Source organism: Pontibacter sp. YIM B11418 (assembly GCF_059278805.1).
In genome coordinates this window covers 239,321-264,516 of sequence record NZ_JCAEMH010000004.1, presented here as the reverse complement: position 1 = coordinate 264,516, position 25,196 = coordinate 239,321, and the positions used below count along the sequence as shown (strand labels likewise).

Sequence of the window (25,196 nt, the reverse complement as noted above, 5' to 3'; positions counted from 1 at the left end):
AAGAGAGAACCCGCAGATGCTATACCTGCGGGCTCTCTTTGTTTTGTGAGTAATGAAATCAAAAAGCCGGTTGGCTATACCTGTTTAGAAGCCAACTGCAGTATCGTCGCCGCGCGGGTCGGCACCGCCTTCGAGTTTGCCGTTAGGTAGCACCAGTATACCTTCCACAGCGCCATACCTGCCTCTCTGCTTTAATTTATACCCTTTGCTCTCCAGCACGGCTCGTACTTCAGGCGAGATGGCATTCGGTTCGTGCTGTATCTCATCGGGGAGCCACTGGTGATGAAAGCGGGGAGCAGCTACAGCCTCCTGCATGGTCATATCATGCTCCACCACGTTCAGGATCGTTTGAAAAACGGAAGTGATGATAGTAGATCCTCCCGGGGTTCCCACTACCATAAAGAGCTTGCCGTCTTTTTCCAGGATAGTTGGTGTCATGGCGCTGAGCATGCGTTTACCGGGCTGCACGGAGTTTGCTTCGCCTCCAATCAGGCCAAACATGTTCGGTACACCGGGCTTCGCGCTGAAGTCGTCCATTTCGTTGTTGAGCAGGAAACCAGCACCTTCTACCACTACCATGGAGCCGTAGCCGCCATTGATGGTCGTGGTGATGGAAGCGGCGTTGCCAAACTGATCCACAATGCTGAAGTGGGTTGTCTGATCTGATTCGTACACCGGCAGCACACCGGCTTTCACTTCAGAAGATGGCGTGGCACGTTCCAGGTTCACGTTCTGCATACGCTCCTGCAAATAGCTACGATCCAACAGGCCATTGCTGGGCACTTTGTAAAAATCCGGGTCGCCGAGGTAGGTGGCGCGGTCAGCGTACACGCGGCGCTTGGCCTCCGTCATGATCTGGATGGTCTGGGGCTGCTGCCAGCCAAAGCTTTTCAGATCATAGGGCTCTACCATGGCGAGAAGTTGCATGAGTGCTATACCTCCGCTCGAAGGCGGCGACATAGAGGTAACTTTCAGGTCTTTATACTGACCCGTAATCGGCGTGCGCCATACCGCATTGTAATCACGCAGGTCCTGGTGCGAAACCAGTCCTCCACCGCGTTGCATTTCTTTCACGATCAGGTCGGCTGTCTCGCCTGCGTAAAAACCATCACGGCCTTTGTCGCGGATGCGCTCCAGGGTGCGGGCCAGGTCCAGATGATAAAGTGTATCACCTTGTTGCCAGGCCTGCTCACGTGTCAGGTAGGGGGTATGCTTGTTATACCTGATCATTTCTTCCTGGGCATTGTTGAGCATACGAGCTTCACGGGCAGTTAATATTACACCGCGGCGGGCTAGGTCGATGGAAGGCTGCACTAGTTCGGCAAAAGGCAGGGAGCCTAGTTTTTCGTGCAGCTTGATCATACCGTCAACAGAGCCGGGTACGCCTGCTGCCAGGTGGCCGAGCAGACTCAGGTCAGGTATAACATTGCCCAGCGAGTCGAGGTACATGTCGCGGTGAGCGCCTGCGGGTGCTTTCTCCCTGAAGTCAAGTGCTCCGGTTTCGCCGGTATGATGGCGGTACACCAAAAATCCGCCGCCGCCAATGTTACCTGCCACCGGATAGCAAACTGCCAGCGCGAACTGTGTGGCGATGGCTGCGTCGTAAGCGTTGCCACCCTTGCGCAGTATCTCTAAGCCAATGTCAGAAGCATCGGGGTGGGCAGACACCACCATGGCCTTGTCGGCTACGACGCCACGTTTACCGGCTTCGGGTTGGGTTTGAGGGCGGGGTGCACAACTTGAGAAGGCGAGGAGCACCGTTGCAATACAGGACAAGGTATAGCGCTTCGATCGGAAGAAGCTCTGAAGCGGGTTGAAGTGTTTCATGAGTAAGGTATAGGTAAGGCGAAGATGCAAAATAAAAAAAAGCCGGCTATCTACATAGCCGGCTTCCATTATTGTCAATTAAGAACGATTACTTAATATCGTTTTTAATGATCGCTACTGCTTCCTCCACATATACGTCTTTCTGCAGTGACTTCAGGAAGTCTTTGTTACGGGCCATTTTGGCAGTGTCTCCCGCCAAGGTCTGCAAATCAGTTTTGAGACGTGATACGTTGAGCACCGGAATGTTTTTCTGAGCGTCCTCCAGTTGCTTGTTCGCTACCTCGCTCTTTTTGTCTTCTTCCATGTACTTCTTCAGACTCAGGGAACGGGATGTGATGTCCACCTGCTTTTTCAGCCTTTCGCCGCTCTGCTGAATAATTTTGAAGCTCTCGTTACCAGAAACGCGACTCTTGCTGCTGGCCTGTATTGCCGGGATGTTAAGCTTGGCGCGCGACCATGGCTTATAGCGGGCCGGAGAAATTTCGTCGAACGGCAGGGCGTATTCCTGCTCTTTTTCACCGAACTCCAGGTAGCTGTAGGCGTCTGGTAGAATCACATCAGGCGTTACACCACGCAATTGCGTTGTGCCACCGTTGATGCGGTAGAACTTCTGGATAGTCAGTTTGAGCGCTCCGAATGGCTTGTAAGGGTCAAACTGCGATGGCAGGGCTTCGTCAATCTCCACGAACTGCTGTACAGTGCCTTTGCCGAAGGTAGGAGTACCTACAATCACGGCGCGCTTATAATCCTGCATGGCCGCTGCCAGAATCTCGGAAGCGGATGCACTGTTGGAGTTCACCATTACTACCAGCGGACCGGTATACTGTACTTCCGGGTCGCGGTCGTCGAGCACGACGGTTTTGCCGGCAGACGTACGGATCTGAACGATCGGGCCCTGGTCAATGAACAGACCGGCCATCTCAACAGCGTCAGCAAGCGAACCGCCTCCGTTGTTGCGCAGGTCCAGTACCAGTCCCTGCATACCGGCAGCTTTCAGTTTCTCGACTTCAGCCTTTACATCCTCGCCGCTGTTACGGCCACCTTTGCGCTCAAAGTCGGCATAAAAACCAGGGAGCTTGATGTACCCGATCTTCTGCTTGTCGTCAATCATCGCGCTCTGTGCGTAGGTCTCTTCAAACACGATCACGTCACGTACGATCGGGATGATGCGGGTACTACCGTCAGGCTTGCGCACGGTCAGGCGTACTTCCGTTCCTTTTTTACCACGGATAAGCTGAATAGCATCGTCCAGGCGCATACCTTCTACCAGTACAGGATCACCGCTGCCCTGGGCTACTTTCTGGATCGCATCGCCCGGCTTCAGATCGCCCTGCATATACGATGGGCTGCCTGGTACAATTTCCATCACCTTGATTTGTCCATCCTTCTCCTGCAGAGAGGCACCTATACCTTCTAGTCGGCCGGTAAACTCAATATCAAAGTCTTTCTTGGCTTTAGGAGGGAAATAACCTGTATGCGGATCGTATACGTTCGCTACTGCGTTGATGTAAGTAGAACGTCGGTCGTCACGCGTTACCTGGTCCAGGCGCTTATAGAGCTCATTGTAGGCTGTCAACACTTTTTCGCGTGCTTCTGCTTCCATCTGTTCCATGGTCTTGCGCGTTTCTTTGCTATCTGCGCTCGCGGTAGCTTTTTCCTGCTGCTTTTGCATGTCAGCCAGGCGCACCAATGTCTGGTACTTCAACTGCTTTCGCCAGGCTTCCTTCAACTCGTTTTTATCTTTGGCGAATTTGAGTTTCTTACCGTCCAGTTCAATGCTCTCCTCTTTAGAGAAGTCGAATGGCTTGCTTAGTATCTCTTTGTAAAAGGCTTCAGATTCCTTGGTGCGCTTCTCGATCAGGTCAGCTGAGATATCAAAAAACTCAAACGAACCGGCGCGAAGCTGGTCATCCAGTTGTGTCTCGTACTGGCGCAGCATGGCCACATCTGACTCAAGCAGAAATTTCTTGTTAAAATCGAGTCGGTCCAGGTATAGCCCAAAGGCTTTTTTCGAGAAGCTGTCATCTACCTTCTCCGGCTTGTAGTGCATGGTACTCAAACCCTGCATCAGGGCTTTGATCAGTATCTCGTTTTTCCCGGCAGGCGTGCTGTTGTTTTTGCTGTACAGGATAAATGAGCCCGTAAGCAGGACCACGGCCAGTACAGAAAGGAATATTTTTAATCTGGTTGTCAAGGATAGCATCTAATTAAGTTAGTTGGACCACACATTGTCTACGCAAAAGTAGTGCCGTAGATGAGGCCACGGGCATTTCTTTTAAGGCGAGTCCTAATGTAGTATAAATATCGCTTTATCGCAAAGCAGCGCGTCGGCTCAGCATAAACAAACAGGTTGCCTGCTTGTTTTACGGAAAGCCGCACTTCTTTATATAACTGTTCAGACTTTTTTTTCGTTTCCGAAGCATGCCTAAACCTTGCGACCTGACCCGGATGATCTCGTCTGGTATGCAGCACTTTTGCTCTCTTCCGCACAGGTATAGCTGTTGCAGCTCCTGGTGCTCAGCAAGGTATAGCAGGACCAAACGACTATGAAGACACTACTTTTTTTCGGGGATAGCCTGACAGCGGGGTATGGCTTGCCGACAGCACAGGCCTATCCGTCGCTGATACAGGAGAAGTTGAGAACGGAAGGATATAATAGCTATACCGTGATCAATGCAGGCATTAGCGGCGACACTACGTCAAGCGGCCTGTACCGGCTGGACCGCTGGCTGTCTGCGCCAATCGATGTATTTGTGCTGGCGCTCGGAGCCAACGATGGACTACGGGGCATACCTGCTCGGGAAACCTCCCAGAACCTGCAGCAGATCATTGACAAGGTAAAACACAAACACCCGGAAGCGCAGATCATTCTGTCAGGTATGGAGATCCCTGCCATTGTGCCGGGGCGCTACGCAGAGGAGTTCCGAAAACTGTTTCGGGAGTTGGCCATTAAAAATAATGTAGCCTTTGTCCCTTTTCTGCTGGAAGGAGTGGCCGGTATGCGCCACCTCAACCTTCCCGACGGCGTGCACCCGAATGCAGAAGGTCAGAAACTACTGGCCCGCCATACCTGGGCAGTTCTGGAAAACGTACTTAAGAAGGAAGTTTAAACAAAACAGGCGGTGCTGTCAGCTCCGCCTGTTTTTGTAGCATTAGTTTTTGTTGTCCTGCCTGAGCTCCATGGCATTTTCCATCTGCGCCCGGATTTCTTTTCCCGTATTACGGGCCCACAAATTAAAGGTGGTGTTGTCTGTCTCCGCAATGTCTTTCACGTTATCCTCAAACTTCTCAAGGGCATCTTTGTGGGCTTCTACCACGGTGTCCCAGTAGGCACGGTCAAATTCATCCGTATTTTTATCGCGGAGCTCCTGCACACGTCCGGCATGATCTTCTTCCATTTGCTGTGGCAGGGTAACGCTATACTGTCCTGACATGTCTTGCAGCTCGTCAAGCTTTTTGGAGTACAGGTCTACCATCTGCTGGCCATAGTCACGTACCTGCTGGGTTGTACCTTTTTCGACTGCCAATTTGCCCAGTTCTACCTGCTGTGTGCTGATGCTGTGTGCTTTGCCCATAAATTCACGCTTGTCTTCGCTCAGGGTAGAATCTACTAGGGTGGTTGTGTTCATTTCGGTGTCCACCTCAGCAGTGGTGTTGGTTTCCTGCGTATTGGAGTTGCAGGATGTAAAGGCAAGCGTGCCCAGTGTGAGGGTGGCTGCCATCCATAGGTTTTTCATAGTCTTATTTTTTTGCTTTTGATATTTCTGATTGTTTTAAGGGCATACGGAAAAACGGTCAGTATATGTTCATTTTATTGTATACCGGCCTTCCCTCTACATCAGGTAGGGTAGGCTATAAAGACAAAGGCTCGACTTTGCCACGAGGGGAAAGCCAAGCCTTTGATTTTATGTAAGGCAATCGGGCCTTAGTAATAAATATGCTCTCCGCGATTCTTCTGGAAATGCTCTTCGAAGTAACGGGCATCTTCTGATGTGCGCGGCTTAAAGCCCAGCACGATGTTACCTTCTTTCACGCCTTCTTCATAAACCTTAGCGCGTTCTTCAGGTATACCGGCGCCCACCAGGGCACCGATCAGGCCGCCTGTCAGGCCACCAGCACCAGCACCTGCCAGGGCAGCTGCCAACGGACCTGCCACTACCAGGCCCAAACCAGGTATAGCTACGGAAGTACCAATGGCTGCCACAGCACCTACAATGGCGCCGAGCGTACCGCCTATGGCCGAACCGGCTCCGGCTCCCTCCAGCGATTTGTTACCCAGTTCGGTATCGCCGTCGCGGTCCAGGTCACCGCTAAAGTGGCGCTTGCGTCCCTCGTCCGACAATACTACGTTGATATCGTCTTTGTCATATCCGCGTGCACGTAGTTCTTCATAGGCGCGCTCTGCGCTGTCACGGTCCCGGAACATGGCTGTCATCATGCTCGTATTGCTTACTCTTTCCATAGTTGAATTTTTAAGTTTGTATTAGTGTAATTTAAGGATGCCTACTTTTTTGCAGACTAGTTTATTGTAACGGCTCACCTACTCTATGGTTGCAAATTGAAGTTAGGCAGTACGCGTTTCCCCTAAAATAAGCGGGTTTTTTGAAAGATGATCATAAAAAAGCCTTCCGTATAGGAAGGCCTTTTCAGTTTATTATAATGTTGTTGGTTATTCTTTGTCAGTTACGGCATCAGCAGTTACCAGCACACGGTCCACCACATGGATCACACCGTTGTTGGCCTCAATGTCAGACTCTACAATACTGGCACCGCCAATAGTGAAGGAGTTAGGGGCAGCGCCTGCGCTAGCTACTTCAATATAGTCATCCTGACCTACCTGGATACGCTGGTTAGCCTGCAGCTGGCTTGTCATCACTTTACCCGAAATGATGTGGGCCTGCAGGATCTGAATCAGTTCGTTTCTGTTTTCTGGTTTTTTCAGATATTCTAATTGGCCAGCAGGGAGCTTCTCAAAAGCCTCGTTAGATGGGGCAAAGATGGTAAACTCACCTTCCTGCTCAAAGGCTTTTGAAATATTGGCTGCCTGTACCAACTCCATGAAAGTAGAGATTTCGCTCTTAGTTCTGGCCGCGTCTAATATAGCCATAGAGCTTGTCTCACCAGTTACGCCCATCGTGGAAGAAGTATCCAGGTCCGTGGTAGTGGTTTCAGTAGTTACTTCTGTTTCTGTGGTAGTAACATCATCACCGGCCATGGTAGTTGTTTCGCTCATGGTTGTGGTTTCGTCCATGGCAGTAGTGTCCATTGTGTCGTTACTGCTGGCGCAGCTGTATAAAAAGCCTGCGGCAAAGACAGCGGCAAGAGGTTTTAGCATTCGCATTTTCATAGTTGTTACTTTATGGTTCATGATTAAACAAATTGTACATCTTTTGTCAGGATATACATGGTCTATTTAACTGCATCTTTTTAAAAAAGTTATAAAAAAAGAGGACTATCTGTGCTTAAATGCCAGATAGTCCTCCATGGTGTTGCAATAAAGCAATATTACCGTGCCTTAGTTATACACTTTCACGACAAAAATATAGTCCTGAAGTTTCTTTAACTGCTGTGTACGCGAGGTTCCGCTCAGGTTGTTTTGCTGCGGCAGGCTTACTGTTAGTCCATTTTCTCTCTCCTTCATTTCTGTTACCATTTGCAGCAGGTAAGAGGATTTCACTGCAAAAGCGGCTCCTTCCTGACCTGCCTGCTTGCCGTTGATCACGCCAATGACGTTACCTTTGTCATCGAGCAGCGGACCACCACTGTTACCCGGGTTGAGCGGGATGGAAATCTGATAAGAAGTAGTATCGCCTTCGAAACCGGAAGCGGAGCTCAGCGAGCCCTCGCCAAACACGATGTCTTCGCGGGGGAAGCCGAGGGTATACACACGCTCGCCCAAATCGGAAATGGCTGTTTTGAAGGTATAAGGCAGTTTGCCGAAACCAGCAAAGGCCGGATCTTCTACTTTCAGAATGGTCAGGTCGTAATCGGTGTTGCGGTGCACTTCCGTTACCTTGTACTTCAGGCCGGCCTTATTTTCGATTAGGATAGAGTCTGCTCCCTGAATAACGTGTGAACTGGTGACGATGTATCCGTCGGGGCTGATGGCGAAACCAGTACCACTGAAGCGTGCCGAACGCGGGGCCGGTGCGGCGGCGTCCGCGCTGGCGATGCCATTGATGATGGCACGCTGTTCTTTTTTGATCTTTTCAACCTCACGGCGGAGTTCCACGTAGCGGGCAGTCTGCTGCTGAACAGGTTTCTTTATTTGCTGGACACTCCAAAGCGTGCCAAACACCGACAGCAGCGAAACGCTGGCAGCAACCGCCATGGTCTGGGCATGCTTCTTAAAGAACACTTTCCAGGCTATCAGCTCGCTGTTTACAGTTTGCGAACCGGTTGCCATTTCTGTGTGGATGCTGTTGAGTTTATGGCGCAACTGCTGGCGCTGGCCATAATGCTGCATGGCCTGCAGTACTTGCCGGTGCTCCTGTACCTGGTCAGCAAGCCGCGGGTCGGAGAGCAAAAGCGCCTCAAAGACAGCTTTCTCCTCAACCGGCATAGTGCCCGCCAGGTAGCGCTCTATTTGCTCGTAAATGCGGTGGTCAAACATGGTTATCTAAAAATACCTTTCACAAGGTGCTAAAATTCATTTCGTCTATGCTATACCTCTGGTTTGTAAGAGGTGAAGAATAACTTCTTGAGGCGTTGCAGGCACTTGTACTTCTGGTTTTTGGCCGTGTCGGTGTTGGTGTAGCCAAACTTCTCTACAATATCTTGCATGCCCTGCGCCCGGATGTAAAAGTCCTCCAGCAAGGAGCGGCAAGGTTCGCCAAGTTGGTCCAGCGCCTCGGCCATCACGCCGAACTGCTTTTCGTTCTCCTCATGCTGCGGCACGTCCTCCTCCAGCGACAAGTAGTTCTCAGAGTCCTCTATGCGATTCGCGTAGCGACCTTTCTCTGCCAGTCGCTTGAGCCACAGTCGGCGGCACACGGAGTAGAGGTAAGTCTTGATCTGGCAGCTGAGCTCCAGGCTGTTGCTTTTGATCTTCTCGTAGAAGACGATCACGCCTTCCTGATAAATGTCTTTCGCCTCGTCATCAGTTCCACTGTTGCTGATGATGAAATGAGAGATCATCGGGAAGTGCAGTTTATACAGATGTGCGAGTGCGCGGTCATCGTCATTCCGGATTCCCTCCATGATCGCCTCATCCGTCTCATACAAACTCTTCCTCATGCCGTTCTGATTTTAATACGCCGGGCCGCTTTTTGTAACCCAACAAAAAAATATTTTAAAAAATAAAAAATACCGGGTTACCTATCCGGGTTTCCGGTATGAAGTTCAAATTCGAAACCAAAACACTTAATCACAAACACAAAATGAAAAAATTGTTCAAATTCGCTTTCGTAGCGTTCGCCCTGGTAGCTTTCACAGCTTGCAACACTGAAGAAACTGCAACTGAAACTGAAGCTGTTGAAACTGAAGTAACTACTGAAGAAGAAGTTGTTACTGAAGAAGTTGAAGCTGACTCTACTGTTGAGACTACAACTGTTGAGACTGACTCTACTGTAACTGTACAGTAATCAATCAATAGCAGAACTACGGATTATACCTTATAGTTCTAAACACATAAGAAGGCCCTGCAGCAATGCAGGGCCTTCTTATTTTTTGTGCTGTTCAGTAGACTCAACGTAGTTTTAGAATTATTAAGTATCGCCTTTAGCGCATTTATAAAGTTAATTCAAAGCCTTACACCCCCATAGTCGCAAATTTCATACTCCCGTTCTCACCTGATCGCAAGAGGGCAGTCTCCTGTAGAGCCCGTTAAAATGGACCCTACCGCTTCGCTTTCTTACGGCGCTCCATCTCCTTGCTGATCAGGCCAAACTCGCGGCTGCTCTGCCCGGCAATCGCCGTGTTCTCGTTGGCGCGGCGCAGCAGGTAGGGCATCACAGCCTCTACAGGGCCGTAAGGCACGTACTTGGCTACATTGTAGCCGGCATTGGCCAGGTTGTAGGATAGGTTATCGCTCATGCCGAAAAGCTGGGCGAAGAACACGCGCTCATCGTTAGGCGCTATACCTTTCTCGTCCATCAGTTCCATCAGCAGGTAGCAGCTGGCTTCGTTGTGCGTGCCGGCGCAAAGCGATACGCGGTCGATGTGGTCGATGCAGAAGCGGAGACCGTCGTTGTATAGCTTGTCAGAAGCTGCTTTGGTCGGGTTGATCGGGCTTGGATAACCTTGCTCTTCGGCGCGCCTGCGCTCTTTTTCCATGTAGGCACCGCGCACGGGCTTGGCTCCGAGTATGTAATTTTTGGCTACGGCGTTCTCATAATCGCGTGCCAGTGCGTCGAGGCGGTCGTGGCGGTAGAGCTGGTAGGTGTTGTAAACGATGGCTTTCTCTTTGTTGTAGAGCTCCATCATGTCGTAGGCCATGTTGTCGATCGTGTCCTGAAACCAGCTTTCCTCGGCATCCACAAACACGCGCACGTCGGCTTCATGGCAACGCTGGCAAATGTCCTGCACCCGCTTCAGGCCACGCGCATAGGCGGCCTGCTCTTCAGCAGTGAGTTTTTCGCCTGCCTGCACCTTCTCCAGGAGCGCTGTGCTCATCAGGCCCGTCACTTTAAACACCGAGAACGGGATGTTCTTGTTGCCGCGCGCTTTCTCTACAGTGCGCAAGATCTCATCCCGGGTATCGTCAAAGCTTTTGTCAGAGCCTTCGCCCTCTACCGAGTAATCGAGGATGGTGCCGATATTGTACTTAGCCAGTTCACGGATGGCACGCTCCGACTCTCCGATCGTTTCGCCACCGCAGAAGTGGTTGAAAATGGTTGGTTTGATGATAAACTTAACCGGCAGGTGCAGTTTGAGTGCGAAGTTCAGCAGATTGCCACCCACCTTCACAAAGGTGTTGCTGTTCATGGACTTGAACAGCAGGTACATTTTATAAAGTTCAGCGTCTGACTTGGATGAAAAAGCGACGGCTGTATCGTCGAAAGAAACGTTGGTAACCGGGTTCATTTAATAACATGTTAATCGGCGCAAAGATAGTGTAAGTGTTAAAGTTATACACCATGGAAGCCTGGTCCTTGAGGTATATTTTTGTACTGTTCTTTAGAGTCACCATTCCCTTAAACCAGATCCGCTGCATAACTGTTGTAATTGTCGTACCTTTGTATGGACAATTGACACCGATGGATTTCAAAAATAAAGACACCTATTTCACTGATCTGCTGGCTGAGCGAGGCAGACCGCTGGTGATTGCCGGGCCTTGTAGCGCCGAGAGTGAGCAGCAGGTCATGCAGACCGCCGAGGCCTTGAAAAAGCTGGATGTGCACCTCTTCCGGGCGGGTATCTGGAAGCCGCGCTCCCGCCCCAACACCTTTGAGGGGGTAGGTGAGCAGGGACTGGCGTGGCTGGCCCGTGTGAAGGAGGAGCTGGGGATGCGGGTGACGACCGAGGTAGCCACCGGTCGCCATGTAGAGGAAGCCCTGAAACAAGGTATAGATGTGCTGTGGATTGGCGCCCGCACCACCGTAAACCCCTTTGCTGTGCAGGAAATAGCCGACGCGCTTAGCGGGGTAAATATACCTGTGATGGTGAAAAACCCTGTGAACCCGGATCTGGCGCTCTGGATCGGGGCGATCGAGCGCATTTACCAGGCAGGTATAACCGACCTGGCCGCCATTCACCGTGGTTTCTCTTCGTACCAACCTTCCAAGTACCGCAATGCGCCAGTCTGGCAAATTCCGATCGAGCTGAAAGCGCGTTTCCAGAACCTGCCTGTGATCGTGGACCCGAGTCACATTGGCGGCACCCGTGATTTGATCTACCCCCTGTCGCAGCGGGCGCTTGATATGGGCTGTGATGGCGTGATGATTGAGACGCATCCGAACCCGGCGGAAGCCCTGAGCGATGCGGAGCAGCAGGTGACGCCAGCCTCTCTGGCTGATATTCTGAGCAAGCTGCAGGTGCGCAAAACGAATTACGACGACGTGGAGTTGGTGAACCGGGCTGAGGAACTGCGTCTAAAAATAGACGCCGCCGACCACGACCTGATCGGGGCGCTGGCGAAGCGCATGGCATTGGTGGAGCAGATAGGAGAGTATAAGAAGCAGAACAATGTGCAGGTGCTACAGCTCGAGCGCTGGAAAGAAATTTTCCGGACCCGCGCTGACTGGGCCGCTGAAGCAGGTATAAACCCAACCTTTGTAGAAGAACTCTACAAGCTGATCCATGTGGAATCAATCCGTAAGCAAACCAGCATCATGCAGGCCGGAAATCCGAAGGCAAAACCTGACACCAAGCCGGAATAAGCCTCGTAAGCGTATACCTGAACGTCGGTTCACAGCCGACGTTGTTATACCTATACCTGACGAAACAAAAATCATCGTGACTGAAAGCATATACATCGGGCGGGACGTGCTGCCGCAACTGAAAGCGGTGCTGCAGAACCTCGCCTTCTCTAAAATAGCCGTGCTGGTGGACGAGAACACCCTGCTGCATTGCTATCCGCAGGTAAAGCCATACCTTCCCGAACACGACCTCATCCAGATACAGAGCGGCGAAACACATAAAACGCTGCAGACCTGCGAGCACATCTGGCAGCGCATGACCGAGCTCAACCTGGACCGCTGGTCGGTGCTGGTGAATCTGGGCGGCGGCGTGATCGGGGACATGGGCGGTTTCTGTGCAGCCACGTTTAAACGCGGGATGTACTTTGTGCAGGTGCCTACTACACTTTTGGCGCAGGTAGATGCCAGCGTAGGCGGCAAAACAGGTATAGATTTCCACGGACTCAAGAACCACATCGGGGTATACAAAGAGCCCAAAGCCGTCATCATCGACCCGACTTTTCTTAACACGCTGCCACAGCGCCAGCTCAAGTCGGGCTATGCCGAAATTATCAAGCACTGGCTAATCGCCGACACAGCGGCCTTTGAAGAACAGCGCCATATCGGGCTTTTCACCGAAGACTGGGACGCACTGATCCGTCATTCGGTAGGTATAAAGTCTACCGTGGTGGAGGCCGATCCGTTGGAAGGCGGCTACCGCAAAGTGCTTAACTTCGGCCATACCGTGGGCCACGCCGTAGAAAGCTATCTGATGGAGAAGCCCGGCCGAGAACTATTGCATGGTGAGGCCATTGCCGTCGGGATGCTTTGCGAGGCTTACCTTTCCGTGAAGAAAGAGTTGCTCACCAAACGGGAGATGGACCAGATCGAGACGTTTATGGTGTCGATCTATGAAAAGGTGAAACTCACGGAAGAAGATATTCAAAGCATGGCCAAACTGGCTTTGCAGGACAAGAAAAACACACACTCTACCATTAATTGCACGCTGTTGCAAGGTATAGGAAAGGCCGTTTGGGACCAGCCTGTTACCCTTGCCGAAATACAGGAAGCCTTGCGCTACTACCAACTACTATGATTAAAACCATTACTCTTTCTCACCCGACAGGTATACTGAAGGGTCGTGTACAATTGCCGGCCTCTAAAAGCGAAGCCAATCGTGCTTTAATTATCTCAGCTCTTGCCGGTGAAAAATCCGAACTGCAGAACCTGTCTGAGGCCAACGACACCCAACTCCTGCAAAAGCTCCTGAAAAGTGATGCTGACACAATCGACGCCGAGGATGCCGGCACGGTCATGCGCTTCCTGATTGCCTATTATGCTATAACCGGTCAGCAGAAAACACTGACCGGCACCGAACGCATGTGCCAGCGACCGATCAAGGTGCTCGTAGAGGCCTTGCAGGAACTAGGCGCAGGTATAGCATACCTGGGGGAAGAAGGCTATCCGCCCCTCCAGATCAGCGGCTTTAAAGGCAGCGGCAGAAAGCACTTGAAAGTGCGCAGCGACATCAGTAGTCAGTATATTTCGGCTTTGCTGATGGTCGCGCCTTTGCTGCCGGAAGGCCTGGAACTGGAACTGGAAGGCAAGATCAGTTCACGCCCGTACATCGAAATGACTTTGGCTTTGATGCAGCATTTTGGGATAGAGGCCAGTTTTGAGGACAACACGATCACGGTGCCGCATCAGAAATACCAGCCAGCCACATTCGCTGTGGAATCGGACTGGTCTGCGGCTAGTTATTGGTACAGCATGGCGGCCCTGGCCAAAGAAGCCGATATTACTTTGCTCGGGCTGCGGGAGGACTCTCACCAAGGCGACAAAGCCATCGTGGACATCATGCGCCGGTTGGGCGTGTATACGGAGTTCAAGCCCGAGGGAGTGCGACTCACCAAGAAGCATGCGGAGAAAAGAGTAACGTTTGACTTTAGCAACTGTCCTGATCTGGCGCAAACCATCGTGGCGCTGTGTGCCGCCTCCGGTATAGCCGTCGAGATGACTGGGTTGGAGAGCCTCCGCATCAAAGAAACGGATCGTATCCAGGCTTTACAGATCGAAGTTTTGGGTATGGGTGCTTCACTGGACGAGAGAACGCCGGGCATTTTTCAGATGAACCCGACACTGATGATCAACCGGGAATTGAATTTCAGGACTTACCAGGACCACCGCATGGCCATGGCGTTTGCTCCCATCGCTTTGCTGCAGTCTGTTCAAATTCAGGAACCGGAAGTGGTGCGCAAGTCCTACCCACGGTTTTGGGAGGATCTGGAGAAAATGGGGTTTGAGGTAAGGTATAATGATTAGGGATTAATGGATAAGCGCTATTTGTACGGAGATGCCGGTCTGATCGAGGTGCTGTTGCCACAGTTTGAGTTGATGGAGACTTCTGCTGGTGGGTATGCTGCCGTTTACAAAGATCCGCTCACCAACTCCTTTTGGCTAAAGTACTACGCGACCACAGCCGCAGCAGGCGGAGGCTACCTCACTTTAATGCGACTACCAGCCCCTTCCACCGAAAACCTAATCGAGATTGCCATTCGCACATTTTTCGAAGACGAAGCGGTTGCGGCTGTTTTGCGTCTGCTAGATGAAGAGGCAATTGAGAAGAAAGAGTTCCGGCGGCAACTCATTGAAAAGTTAGAGCAGGCAGTTGAAAAAGGCGATTTGCAGCGCGACCGTGCCTTTCAAATTATCAAGTTCGCGAACCTGGCTGACCCGATGAACAAACGGGAGATTGTAGGAAAAACCGGTGCTGACGTGCAAGTAGATGCCGCCTATTTTGCAGGTATAGCGGAGCGGGCAGAACGGTTGCTGAAGCGCCTTTCTTAGTTCGCTATACCTTGCTTGACTTCTTCGATTATACCCTGCAAATACGCTGGTGCCTGTAGTAAGCGGCTACCGTACCAGCTGAACATCTCCCCATCCACCACTTTAATCACTGCCTCCGGGCACATTTCCTGAAACTCGCCAAAATGCTTTTCCTGAAAAGGGTAAGGCTCCGATGACAGTAAAATTAGCTTTGGAGCGGCGGCCTGTAGTTGCTCCGGTGATACCTCCGGATAACGGGGCTGATCGGCGAAAATGTTTGAGAATCCGCAGCGCTGCAGCAGGTGGTCGATGAAGTTGTTGCTGCCCACGGCCATGTAAGGTTTGCGCCAGATGAAGTAGGCGGTAGGTATAGCAGGGTGCGCGGGCTGCAAAGTGTTGAAACCAGCCCCTATACCTTGTCTGATTTTCTCTGCCCTGGCCTCCGTTCCGGTCAATTCACCTACCTGGCTGATCATCTCAAGAGAGTCCTCTAAGGAATAGATATCGCTCATCCAGACCGGATACTTGTCCTGTAGACCAGCTATACCTTCTTCATAGTTCTCCTCCTTGTTCCCAATAATCAGATCAGGCTGCAGTTCATCAATCAACTCCAGTTTAAAGTTCTTCGTGCCGCCGATCATGGTCTTTTGTTTCACTTTCTCTTCGGGGTGGATGCAAAACTTGGTGACACCGACAATACGATCATCTAGTCCCAGGTCGAAAAGGAGTTCAGTTTGTGAAGGCACCAGCGACACAATGCGCTGTGGCAGTTGCGGCAGCGTAACGGTAAGGCCCATCTGGTCGGTGAAGGTATAAGGAAAGAGCATAGTCAAAAGTAAAGAATTCGGGAAGGCTTTAAAACAAAAAACCACACAAGCCGCTCAGGACTGTGTGGTTTCTCTCAGGCTAAAAGTGATTTCTATTTCAGGTACCGGAAGTCCTGATTGTCCTCAATTTTTAGCAGTGTTTCATATATCAGTTTCGTTACGTTCTCCACATCGTCTTTGTGTACGGTCTCTACGGTTGTGTGCATGTACTTCAGCGGCAGGGAAATCAAAGCCGAGGCTACACCCGCGTTAGAATAAGCAAACGCATCGGTGTCGGTTCCGGTTGCACGTGAAACGGCGGAGCGCTGGAACGGAATCTCTTTTTCCTGCGCGGTATTTATAATAAGATCACGCAGGTTGTTTTGTACCGCCGGACCATAGGCGATCACAGGACCTTTGCCACAGTGGATGTCACCGCTGTTCTTCTTGTCATACATCGGCGACTGCGTATCGTGCGTCACGTCGGTGATAATGGCTACGTTCGGGTTGATGCGGTGTGCGATCATCTCAGCGCCACGCAAACCAATCTCTTCCTGCACCGCATTCACGATGTACAGACCGAAAGGTAGCTTGTGCTTGCGCTCGTGGATCATGCGGGCCACTTCAGCGATCATAAAACCACCAACACGATTGTCCAAGGCACGGCCCACGTAAAACTTGTCGTTCATCACCGTGAACTCGTCCTCAAAAGTAGCCACGCAACCCACGTGTATACCCATTTTCTCTACCTCTTCACGGTTGCTGGCGCCGCAGTCCAGGAACACGGTTTCGATGGTAGGGGCCTTGTCATTCTCTACCTTGCGCACATGAATGGCCGGCCATCCGAAAACAGCCTTCACAATGCCCTTGGAGGTATAGATGTTCACGCGTTTGGAAGGAGCGATCAGGGCGTCGGAGCCACCGTTGCGCTTCAGGTATAGGTAGCCTTCTGGTGTGATGTAGTTCACAAACCAGGAAATCTCATCGGCGTGTGCTTCGATTACTACCTTGTATTCGGCCTCCGGGTTGATTACACCCACCACTGTGCCGTACGTGTCAACGAAATAGTCCTCAATGTAAGGTTTGATATACTCCAGCCATAGTTTCTGGCCTTCAGACTCAAAGCCGGTAGGAGAGGAGTTATTCAGGTATTTTTCTAGAAAATCGAAAGATTCTTTTCTCATTAGATTAGTTTTCAGTAATGTATACACAACGGTTGTTAAACATAACGAGCATGTACAGCCAGATGTTCTGTGGCTGCATATGCTCGTCGAACAACTTAATTAAAGCGGAATATTTCCGTGCTTCTTGCGTGGCAAGGTCACTGCCTTGTTCTCCAGCATTTTAAAAGCTTTGATCAGCTTGGCGCGGGTTTCGTTTGGCATGATCACCTCGTCGATGAAGCCACGGTGCGCAGCACGGTATGGCGTCGCAAATTTGTCTTTGTACTCCTGCACCTTCTCGGCCAGTTTCGCAGCCGGATCTTCGGCTTCAGCGATCTCACGTTTGAAAATGATTTCGGCAGCACCCTGCGCGCCCATCACCGCGATCTCAGCCGTTGGCCAGGCGTAGTTCATGTCGGCACCGATGTGCTTGGAGTTCATCACGTCGTAAGCACCGCCGTACGCCTTGCGCGTAATCACCGTGATACGTGGTACGGTCGCCTCGCAGAAAGCATACAGCAGCTTGGCTCCGTTCGTGATGATGCCACGCCACTCCTGGTCGGTACCTGGTAGGAAGCCCGGAACGTCTTCCAGTACCAGCAATGGCACGTTGAAGCTGTCGCAGAAGCGCACGAAGCGGGCGGCCTTGGTGCTGGCGTTGATGTCGAGTACGCCGGCGAGTACGGCAGGCTGGTTGCCCACGATACCAATGCTGCGACCACCCAGACGGGCAAAGCCTACCACGATGTTCTCACCGAAGTTCTTGTGAACTTCAAAGAAAGAGTCTGCGTCGATGATGCCCTCGATCACCTCACGCATGTCGTAAGGCTGGTTCGGGTTATCAGGTATAATGGTGTCGAGTACGGCACGGGTTTCGTCCGCTTTTTCCTCGTAGGGTACCGACGGTGGAAGTTCTTCGCAGTTCTGCGGCACGTAGCTCAACAGCGTCTTGATGTGATTAATACACTCCACTTCGTTGGCGCAGGAGAAGTGCGTGACGCCGCTCTTGGTGCTGTGCGTGCTGGCGCCGCCCAGTTCTTCAGACGTTACGTTTTCGTGCGTTACCGTTTTCACCACGTTGGGTCCGGTCACGAACATGTAGGACGTGTCCTCCACCATCATGATGAAGTCGGTGATGGCAGGGGAGTACACCGCGCCACCCGCGCATGGCCCCATGATAGCCGAGATCTGAGGTATAACGCCAGAGGCCAGTGTGTTGCGGTAGAAGATGTCAGCGTAGCCACCCAGCGATACAACACCTTCCTGGATACGGGCTCCACCTGAGTCATTCAGACCAATTACGGGTGCACCGTTTTTCATGGCCAGTTCCATGATCTTTACAATCTTTTCGGCATGTGTTTCAGAAAGTGAACCGCCCAAAACGGTGAAGTCCTGTGAGAAAACGTATACCAGACGCCCATTGATGGTGCCGAAGCCGGTCACCACGCCGTCGCCGAGGTAGTACTGCTTGTCCAGACCAAAGTCCTTGGAGCGGTGCATCACAAACTTGCCAATCTCCTCGAAAGAGTTTTCATCCATTAAAAGGTGAATGCGCTCGCGGGCCGTCAGTTTGCCTTTTTTGTGCTGTGCTTCTATTCTATCCTGTCCGCCGCCAAGCAAGGCTTCGGCGTTTTTGCGCTCCAGCGTTTCTATCTGGCCTTTTCTGATTTCTCCTGCCATGAAATGGGGTATATCTGATTTATCTGATACGAATTGATTAATTGTCAAATTTAAAAACTATAAGCCGAAAACAGCTATAAACCAGACAAAAAATAAGGGCTGTCCCACACGGGACAGCCCTTATACCTTAGGTCTTATGCCTTATTTGTCAGATTTCTCACCGTCGCCCGAAGACTTGGTTGGCTCGGTCTCTTCCTCTTCTCCGTCGTTGGCCATACCTTTGTTTTTCTTGCCATTGCCTTTTTTCGACGCGAAGGTCAGTTTCTCTTCGCCTTCCTTGTAGTCCACCATCATGGTGTCGCCCTGTGCGATCTCGGCTTTCAGTATCTCTTCCGCAATCGGGTCTTCGATATACTTCTGAATAGCACGGTTCAGCGGACGGGCACCATACTTCGGATCATAGCCTTTCTCAGCCACGAAGTCCTTCGCTTTGCTGGTGAGCTCAATCTTGTAACCCAGGGACTCGATGCGCTTGAAGAGCCTGCCAAGCGACAGCTCGATGATCTTGTGCATATCCTCACGACCAAGTGAGTTGAACACGATCACATCATCCAGACGGTTCAGGAACTCTGGTGAGAACGTCTTCTTGAGGGCACTTGCAATAGTGCCTTTCATGATTTCGTCTACGTTGTCCTGTTTGGTCTTCGACATGAAACCGATACCGGCTCCGAAGTCCTGCAGGTCGCGTGCACCAATGTTGGAGGTCATGATGATGATCGTGTTACGGAAGTCCACCTTGCGGCCCAGACCGTCCGTCAGAATACCATCGTCCAGCACCTGCAAGAGAAGGTTGTATACATCCGGGTGCGCTTTCTCGATCTCGTCGAGGAGTACTACAGAGTATGGCTTACGACGGATCTTCTCCGTCAGCTGACCACCTTCTTCGTAGCCTACGTAGCCCGGAGGCGCTCCCACCAGGCGAGATACGCTGAATTTCTCCATGTACTCACTCATGTCGATACGCACCAGCGCGTCGTCTTTGTCGAACAGGTAAGTGGCCAGCACTTTGGCGAGCTCCGTTTTACCTACACCAGTCGGACCCAGGAACACGAACGAGCCGATCGGCTTTTTCGGATCTTTCAGGCCAACGCGTGTACGCTGGATAGCTTTCACCAATTGCTTGATGGCTTTTTCCTGACCAATCACTTTTCCGCTCAGTTCATCGGCCATGTTCAACAGCTTCTGACCTTCGTTCTGTGCGATACGTTTCACCGGTATACCTGTCATCATGGCAATAACCTCTGCCACATTTTCCTCTTTTACCGAATAACGCTTCTTCTTGGTCTCTTCTTCCCAGTTCTTTTTTGCTTGTTCGAGCTGGTCAATCAGTTTTTTCTCTTTGTCGCGTAGTTGGGCAGCCTCTTCGTACTTCTGGCTCTTCACCACGCGGTTTTTCTCTACCTTGATATTCTCAATCTGCTCTTCGAGCTTCAGGATATCCTCCGGTACCACGATGTTGTTGATGTGCACACGCGCACCCGCTTCATCCAGAATATCGATCGCCTTGTCCGGAAGGAAACGGTCGCTCATGTAGCGGTCCGAAAGCTTCACACAGGCCTCGATTGCCTTATCAGTGTAGTTTACGTGGTGGTGATCCTGGTACTTGTCTTTGATGTTGTGCAGAATCTCCATGGTCTCTTCCGGTGTGGTAGGATCTACCATCACGATCTGGAAACGACGGGCCAACGCACCATCTTTCTCAATGTACTGGCGGTACTCGTCAAGCGTGGTCGCGCCAATGCATTGTATTTCGCCACGGGCCAGGGCCGGCTTGAACATGTTGGAGGCATCCAGCGAACCGGAAGCGCCACCAGCACCTACAATTGTATGCAGCTCGTCAATGAACAGGATCACGTCCGGAGACTTCTCGAGCTCGTTCATCACGGCTTTCATACGCTCTTCGAACTGACCACGGTACTTGGTGCCCGCCACCAGAGAGGCAAGATCCAGGGTTACCACACGCTTGTTGAAGAGCACGCGGCTTACCTTTTTCTGTACAATGCGCAGCGCAAGCCCTTCAGCAATAGCTGTTTTACCTACACCAGGCTCACCGATCAGGATCGGGTTGTTTTTCTTACGACGGCTCAGTACCTGGGCCACGCGTTCGATTTCTTTCTCACGGCCCACAATCGGGTCGAGCTTGTCATCTTCTGCCAGTTTGGTCAGGTCACGGCCAAAATTATCGAGCACCGGAGTGCGCGATTTTTCACCGGGCTTCTTGCTCGAGCTGCTGCCAGCGCGTGAAGAACCAAACAATTTGTCAGAATCATCATTATCGTCTGTGTCAGACGATGCCAGTGGATTATTGCTATGATAATCCAGAGAGTCTCTTATCGCTTCGTAGTTCACGTTGAATTTCGCTAGGATTTGTGAAGAAATATTGTCCTCATCCCGAAGGATGGATAATAAGAGATGTTCAGTACCTATTATATCACTCTTGAAGATCTTGGCCTCCAGGTAAGTAATCTTAAGCACCTTCTCAGTTTGCTTGGTAAGCGGAATGCTGCCGGTAATGTTGCTGTTCTGAGAAGCGGTGTTTCGTGTAGCCTGTTCCAAAGCGTACTTCAGTTCATCTATCGAAACACCCAGCTTCTTAAGCAAGGCGATAGCAGTTCCTTCTCCCTCGCGGATCATGCCCAACACCAGATGCTCAGTGCCAATATAGTCATGTCCGAGACGGATAGCTTCCTCACGGCTGAGTGAGATCACCTCTTTCACTCTGTTCGAGAATTTAGCTTCCATGTATACTCTTTAAAAAATGTAAAGGTCTAAAAATGTTGTAACTCGTTGAGGCTAACAGGAAAAGCCCCTGATTGTTAACAAGCCCGAGTCAGCAAAGGTTTAGTTTTGCAGGGGCATTATTGTAAGTAGGAAAGCGACTTCGGACCCTGTGTGAACAACAAGTCAATTATACTAAGGTCTTGTACAAATTGTTTGCCAAATACTTGTGTATAGGGTTGTACGTACAAGTTGTCAGGAATGATTTTAGGATGTATCCTATTTCTGAGGTCGAGCATCCCCTCCGGTTGCCCTGTCTGATAGCTGTCTGTGAACCCGATTGTCGGGTCTAGTTTCAGAAATTTAAGATAAAGCCGCAATAAATCAACGTTCAGGTCAAATAAATATTTCGGCTGCCGCTCATATACCTCTTTCAGGTAGTCGCTGTAAAATTCAAAATAAGGCGCCCGCCCGTAGGCCGCCTGTATCGTGCGCCAGTGCACGTTATACCATTTCTGGGTATAGTCAATCTCTATTTCAGTGATCAGGGTCTTGTCTTTGCTGTTGCCCCGCAGCACCGGCACGCTCAGCGGCACCATGCCCTGCGCCGTGAGCACATGGCAGCGGTTGCGGTAGCTCTGCTTCACGTAGTTCTCGTGTTTTTCTATGATCAAGCCATCCGCCCGCAGCGCCTGCGCGAAGTACTGGATGGGCGGGTGGTACATGGTTTCGGTAAGGAGAAGCAAGACAGTTTGGAAGTTAGAAAGTTAAAAAGTTAGACAATGGACTTTGTGACAAAGGATAAAAGACTAGGTAAATTCAAAAAAAGTCCTTTGTCTTTTGTCAAGTGATCTTTTGTCTGGAGTTACCTGCGAAATAAGCACGATTTCTTTAATTTCATAATGCAGGTATAGGTTGTACCTTTGCAGGCGATCTATACCTGTGAAAGAATCTCCGAACATACCCATACTTTATTATCCGCTTTGGTGGTTGCTCAAAGGCCTGTCTTTGTTGCCGCTGCCTGTCCTATACCTGCTCGCTGACTTTTTGTTTGTGCTGGTGTATTATGTGATCGGCTACCGCAAAAAAGTTGTGTTGCAAAACCTGCGCAATTCCTTTCCTGAAAAATCAGAGAAGGAAATCCAAGGTATAGCTAAGGCCTTTTACCAGCAGTTTCCCGACCTGATCGTGGAGATACTGAAGCTGGCCTCGATGGACGCAGCCGAAATGCGCCGCCGCATTGTGTTCACTAACCAGGAGGTGCTCGATGACTTTGTTCAACAGAATAAGACTGTCATCACCATGGGCTCTCATTCCGGCAACTGGGAATGGGTTTTATCAGCCGGCTCGGTTCAGTTTGGTTTCCCGTCAGAAGGTATATACAAACCACTCAAGAATGAATTCTTTGAGGAGTTAATGCTATACCTGCGCGGCCGGTTGGGTGCCCGCCTGATCAAGATGAAAGACACGATGCGCGATTTTGTGCGAAATAGAAAGACGCCGCGTGTGGTTGCCATGCTCTCAGACCAGACGCCTCCTTACGGCGAGATTCAATTCTGGACCACCTTCCTTAACCAGGATACGCCTTTCTTTGTCGGTGCCGAAAAACTGGCGCATGCTTTTGGGTGTCCGGTACTGTTCCTGGATGTGGAGCGAATCAAACGCGGCCATTATCGCCTTACATTTGAGGTGCTATCTGATGGCAGCACCAAACCCGAAGAAGGCACCTTTCCGATCACCGAGGCCTTCGCCCGCAAACTCGAAACCTCCATCCGCCGAAACCCTGCCAACTACCTCTGGACGCACAAGCGGTGGAAACATAAGCGGCCGAAGGCCACAAGTACAGAGTCCTGAGTGACTAGTTCTGAATTAGTAAATTCCAACTATGGACTCGAGACTCAGAACTCCTAAAGATATTCCTCAATATCTCCCGCACCTTCTCTAAGCACTTCAAAATTGTTGGCGACGTCTACTACAGTTGAGGCGATATTCTGGCCGGGACCACCGTCAATCACGGCATCTACTAAGTTGCGGTATTTTTCATAGATAAGTTCCGGATCGGTACTATACTCCAACACCTCGTCCTCGTCACGGATGGAGGTGGAAAGAATCGGGTTGCCGAGTTCCTGCACCAGCGCCAGGGCAATTTTGTTGTCGGGCACGCGTATACCTACCGTTTTCTTTTTGCTGCCGGCATAGCGGGGCACACGGCTACTGGCATCCAGCACGAAAGTGAAGGGGCCGGGCAGTGCCTTTTTCATCACCTTATAAGTAGGCGTGTCGATCTTGGCATAGTCGGAAATGTGCGTGAGGTCGGAGCAAATAAAGGAGAGATTCACCTTATCCGGCTTCACGCCTTTGATCTGGCAGACGCGCTCCACGGCTCTTGTATTGTGGATGTCGCAGCCGAGGCCATAGATGGTATCCGTCGGGTAAATGATCACTCCGCCGTTGCGCAGTATCTCGACCGCTTCCTGTATTCTTTTGGGCTGTGGATTATCCGGATGTATGTGGAGGAAAACAGCGTTGGCCATAGTTTTATCGTGTAAAGTTGAGCACTAGGTAGGACATACTGATTAAAAGCCCGCTGCGTTGCAGGTATAGCCTTTCAGATTAGTGGATGAAGCCATTCGAACAGATGCCGGTTCAAAATTAGTCAGATAAGAAAGAATAGTGTTATTTTTGTAGCCTAAACTATACAGGTCCGGAACCTGACATCCTTTTCCGGGCTTATTTATTTACATTATGGCTAACGAAGTCACCCCACGCAAACGCGTCAAGAAAGAGAAAAGCATGTGGCTACCCGGCATTATTGTGCTGTTTCTGTTCCTGTTTGTGAGCTTTTCCTACTACGCCTACCAGATCGTGTATACGGCCAACGTAGACACCAAAGGGCAGGATACTTATGTCTACATCCCGACCGGCGCCAGCTACGAGCAGGCCCTCGACTCAGTGGAGGCCACCGGTACCATCATCGACCGCCTGTCGCTGCGCTTCATGGCCAAACTTATGGACTATGACAAACTGGTAAAGCCAGGCAGGTATAAGATCGAGAACGACTGGAGTAACCGCCAGCTGATCGGCGTGCTGCGCTTAGGTGAGCAGGCACCGCTCAAAATCACGTTCAACAACATCCGGCTGCGCAGCCAGCTGGCCGAGAAACTGGCCGCTGCCGTAGAGCCATCGACTGAAGAAATTGACAGCCTGCTCAACGACCAAGAGTATCTGCAGACGCTCGGTTTCGATACGACCACGGTGGTGAGCATGTTTATACCTAATACCTACGAGGTATACTGGACCATTAAGGCGCCAGAACTCATGCAGCGCATGAAGACCGAGTACGAGCGCTTCTGGACCGACGAGCGCAAAGCCAAAGCCGAAGCGCTGGGCTTTTCTCCGAAAGAAGTATCGACGCTGGCCTCTATCGTTCAGGCCGAAACGATCAAGAACGACGAGAAGCCGCGTGTGGCCGGCGTATACCTGAACCGTCTGCAGCGCGGTATGAAACTGGAGGCCGACCCGACGGTGGTATATGCTGTGCGTGACTTTAGCATCCGCCGCGTTCTCAACGTGCACCTGCAGCACGACTCACCTTACAACACTTATAGGTATGCCGGTTTGCCTCCGGGCCCGATCAACGTGCCGGATATCTCCAGCATCGACGCCGTGCTCAATCCGGAAGCGCACAAGTACATCTACTTCTGCGCCAAAGAAGATTTCTCGGGTTACCATAGCTTCGCAGTTACGCACGCCGAGCACATCGCCAACGCACGCCGCTACCAGCGAGCACTGACAGAGCGGAATATTTTGAAGTAAATTGTTTAATTGCTGCATTGTTA

Annotated in this window: 22 protein-coding genes; 8 read left to right on the top strand and 14 right to left on the bottom strand. The window is 51.1% G+C overall.

Annotated features, from left to right (window positions below):
- Positions 1 to 84: 84 nt before the first annotated feature.
- Both ggt and AC4QZR_RS11620 read right to left on the bottom strand, forming a co-directional pair.
- Positions 85 to 1,827 carry a gamma-glutamyltransferase gene (gene ggt / locus AC4QZR_RS11625; RefSeq protein WP_494481070.1) on the bottom strand — a complete coding sequence of 581 codons (1,743 nt, stop codon included), beginning with the start codon at positions 1,825 to 1,827 and terminating at the stop codon, positions 85 to 87.
- Positions 1,828 to 1,915: 88 nt separating this feature from the next.
- A complete protein-coding gene (locus AC4QZR_RS11620) occupies positions 1,916 to 4,030 on the bottom strand; it encodes a carboxy terminal-processing peptidase (protein WP_253402555.1) in 2,115 nt (704 codons plus the stop codon).
- A gap of 343 nt (positions 4,031 to 4,373) precedes the next feature.
- On the opposite strand from AC4QZR_RS11620, the gene AC4QZR_RS11615 reads away from it, so the two are divergent.
- Positions 4,374 to 4,937 (top strand): arylesterase, encoded by a 564-nt coding sequence (locus AC4QZR_RS11615; RefSeq protein ID WP_494481069.1) that lies wholly within the window; start codon positions 4,374 to 4,376, stop codon positions 4,935 to 4,937.
- A gap of 42 nt (positions 4,938 to 4,979) precedes the next feature.
- On the opposite strand, the gene AC4QZR_RS11610 is transcribed toward AC4QZR_RS11615, so the two are convergent.
- The 5 genes from AC4QZR_RS11610 to AC4QZR_RS11590 all read right to left on the bottom strand — a co-directional run bounded on the left by AC4QZR_RS11610 (position 4,980) and on the right by AC4QZR_RS11590 (position 9,063).
- The gene (locus tag AC4QZR_RS11610; RefSeq protein WP_494481068.1) at positions 4,980 to 5,564 is read right to left on the bottom strand and encodes a DUF4142 domain-containing protein; all 585 of its coding nucleotides are present in this window, start codon (positions 5,562 to 5,564) and stop codon (positions 4,980 to 4,982) included.
- Positions 5,565 to 5,752: 188 nt separating this feature from the next.
- Entirely contained in the window at positions 5,753 to 6,289 is a 537-nt protein-coding gene (locus tag AC4QZR_RS11605) for a hypothetical protein (protein WP_494481067.1), read from the bottom strand.
- Positions 6,290 to 6,496: 207 nt separating this feature from the next.
- Positions 6,497 to 7,174: a fasciclin domain-containing protein gene (locus AC4QZR_RS11600; RefSeq protein WP_494481066.1), complete on the bottom strand. Its 678-nt coding sequence runs from the start codon at positions 7,172 to 7,174 to the stop codon at positions 6,497 to 6,499.
- A 168-nt stretch (positions 7,175 to 7,342) separates the two neighbouring features.
- A complete protein-coding gene (locus AC4QZR_RS11595) occupies positions 7,343 to 8,440 on the bottom strand; it encodes a trypsin-like peptidase domain-containing protein (RefSeq protein ID WP_494481065.1) in 1,098 nt (365 codons plus the stop codon).
- 50 nt (positions 8,441 to 8,490) lie between these two features.
- A complete protein-coding gene (locus AC4QZR_RS11590; RefSeq protein ID WP_494481064.1) occupies positions 8,491 to 9,063 on the bottom strand; it encodes an RNA polymerase sigma factor in 573 nt (190 codons plus the stop codon).
- A gap of 143 nt (positions 9,064 to 9,206) precedes the next feature.
- On the opposite strand from AC4QZR_RS11590, the gene AC4QZR_RS11585 reads away from it, so the two are divergent.
- The gene (locus tag AC4QZR_RS11585; RefSeq protein ID WP_188502535.1) at positions 9,207 to 9,410 is read left to right on the top strand and encodes a hypothetical protein; all 204 of its coding nucleotides are present in this window, start codon (positions 9,207 to 9,209) and stop codon (positions 9,408 to 9,410) included.
- Between the two features lie 253 nt (positions 9,411 to 9,663).
- Here AC4QZR_RS11585 and AC4QZR_RS11580 read toward each other — a convergent pair whose 3' ends face one another.
- Positions 9,664 to 10,851: a proline dehydrogenase family protein gene (locus AC4QZR_RS11580; RefSeq protein ID WP_494481063.1), complete on the bottom strand. Its 1,188-nt coding sequence runs from the start codon at positions 10,849 to 10,851 to the stop codon at positions 9,664 to 9,666.
- A 173-nt stretch (positions 10,852 to 11,024) separates the two neighbouring features.
- On the opposite strand from AC4QZR_RS11580, the gene AC4QZR_RS11575 reads away from it, so the two are divergent.
- From AC4QZR_RS11575 to AC4QZR_RS11560, 4 genes are all read left to right on the top strand, one after another.
- Positions 11,025 to 12,146: a chorismate mutase gene (locus AC4QZR_RS11575; protein ID WP_494481062.1), complete on the top strand. Its 1,122-nt coding sequence runs from the start codon at positions 11,025 to 11,027 to the stop codon at positions 12,144 to 12,146.
- A gap of 76 nt (positions 12,147 to 12,222) precedes the next feature.
- Positions 12,223 to 13,260 carry a 3-dehydroquinate synthase gene (aroB, locus tag AC4QZR_RS11570; protein ID WP_494481260.1) on the top strand — a complete coding sequence of 346 codons (1,038 nt, stop codon included), beginning with the start codon at positions 12,223 to 12,225 and terminating at the stop codon, positions 13,258 to 13,260.
- Positions 13,257 to 14,486 carry a 3-phosphoshikimate 1-carboxyvinyltransferase gene (aroA, locus tag AC4QZR_RS11565; protein WP_494481061.1) on the top strand — a complete coding sequence of 410 codons (1,230 nt, stop codon included), beginning with the start codon at positions 13,257 to 13,259 and terminating at the stop codon, positions 14,484 to 14,486. The genes aroB and aroA overlap by 4 nt, the downstream gene beginning before the upstream one ends.
- Before the next feature lie 6 nt (positions 14,487 to 14,492).
- Positions 14,493 to 15,011: a hypothetical protein gene (locus AC4QZR_RS11560; RefSeq protein WP_494481060.1), complete on the top strand. Its 519-nt coding sequence runs from the start codon at positions 14,493 to 14,495 to the stop codon at positions 15,009 to 15,011.
- On the opposite strand, the gene AC4QZR_RS11555 is transcribed toward AC4QZR_RS11560, so the two are convergent.
- From AC4QZR_RS11555 to AC4QZR_RS11535, 5 genes are all read right to left on the bottom strand, one after another.
- The gene (locus AC4QZR_RS11555) at positions 15,008 to 15,817 is read right to left on the bottom strand and encodes an ABC transporter substrate-binding protein (RefSeq protein ID WP_494481059.1); all 810 of its coding nucleotides are present in this window, start codon (positions 15,815 to 15,817) and stop codon (positions 15,008 to 15,010) included. The two genes, AC4QZR_RS11560 and AC4QZR_RS11555, sit on opposite strands and share 4 nt — an antisense overlap.
- 92 nt (positions 15,818 to 15,909) lie before the next feature.
- Complete coding sequence (locus tag AC4QZR_RS11550) at positions 15,910 to 16,980, bottom strand: M42 family metallopeptidase (protein ID WP_220625301.1); 1,071 nt, start codon at positions 16,978 to 16,980, stop codon at positions 15,910 to 15,912.
- Positions 16,981 to 17,079: 99 nt separating this feature from the next.
- The gene (locus AC4QZR_RS11545; protein WP_494481058.1) at positions 17,080 to 18,639 is read right to left on the bottom strand and encodes an acyl-CoA carboxylase subunit beta; all 1,560 of its coding nucleotides are present in this window, start codon (positions 18,637 to 18,639) and stop codon (positions 17,080 to 17,082) included.
- A 141-nt stretch (positions 18,640 to 18,780) separates the two neighbouring features.
- Positions 18,781 to 21,381 carry an ATP-dependent Clp protease ATP-binding subunit gene (locus tag AC4QZR_RS11540; RefSeq protein WP_494481057.1) on the bottom strand — a complete coding sequence of 867 codons (2,601 nt, stop codon included), beginning with the start codon at positions 21,379 to 21,381 and terminating at the stop codon, positions 18,781 to 18,783.
- Between the two features lie 116 nt (positions 21,382 to 21,497).
- Positions 21,498 to 22,103, bottom strand: a complete 606-nt coding sequence (locus AC4QZR_RS11535; RefSeq protein WP_253402584.1) for a WbqC family protein — start codon at positions 22,101 to 22,103, stop codon at positions 21,498 to 21,500.
- A gap of 196 nt (positions 22,104 to 22,299) precedes the next feature.
- Between AC4QZR_RS11535 and AC4QZR_RS11530 the strand changes: the two genes are divergently transcribed.
- A complete protein-coding gene (locus AC4QZR_RS11530; protein WP_494481056.1) occupies positions 22,300 to 23,211 on the top strand; it encodes a lysophospholipid acyltransferase family protein in 912 nt (303 codons plus the stop codon).
- Between the two features lie 53 nt (positions 23,212 to 23,264).
- Here AC4QZR_RS11530 and AC4QZR_RS11525 read toward each other — a convergent pair whose 3' ends face one another.
- A complete protein-coding gene (locus tag AC4QZR_RS11525) occupies positions 23,265 to 23,891 on the bottom strand; it encodes an L-threonylcarbamoyladenylate synthase (protein ID WP_494481055.1) in 627 nt (208 codons plus the stop codon).
- 211 nt (positions 23,892 to 24,102) lie between these two features.
- Here AC4QZR_RS11525 and mltG point away from each other — a divergent pair, with 211 nt between their 5' ends.
- Entirely contained in the window at positions 24,103 to 25,173 is a 1,071-nt protein-coding gene (mltG, locus tag AC4QZR_RS11520) for an endolytic transglycosylase MltG (RefSeq protein WP_494481054.1), read from the top strand.
- Positions 25,174 to 25,196 lie beyond the last annotated feature (23 nt).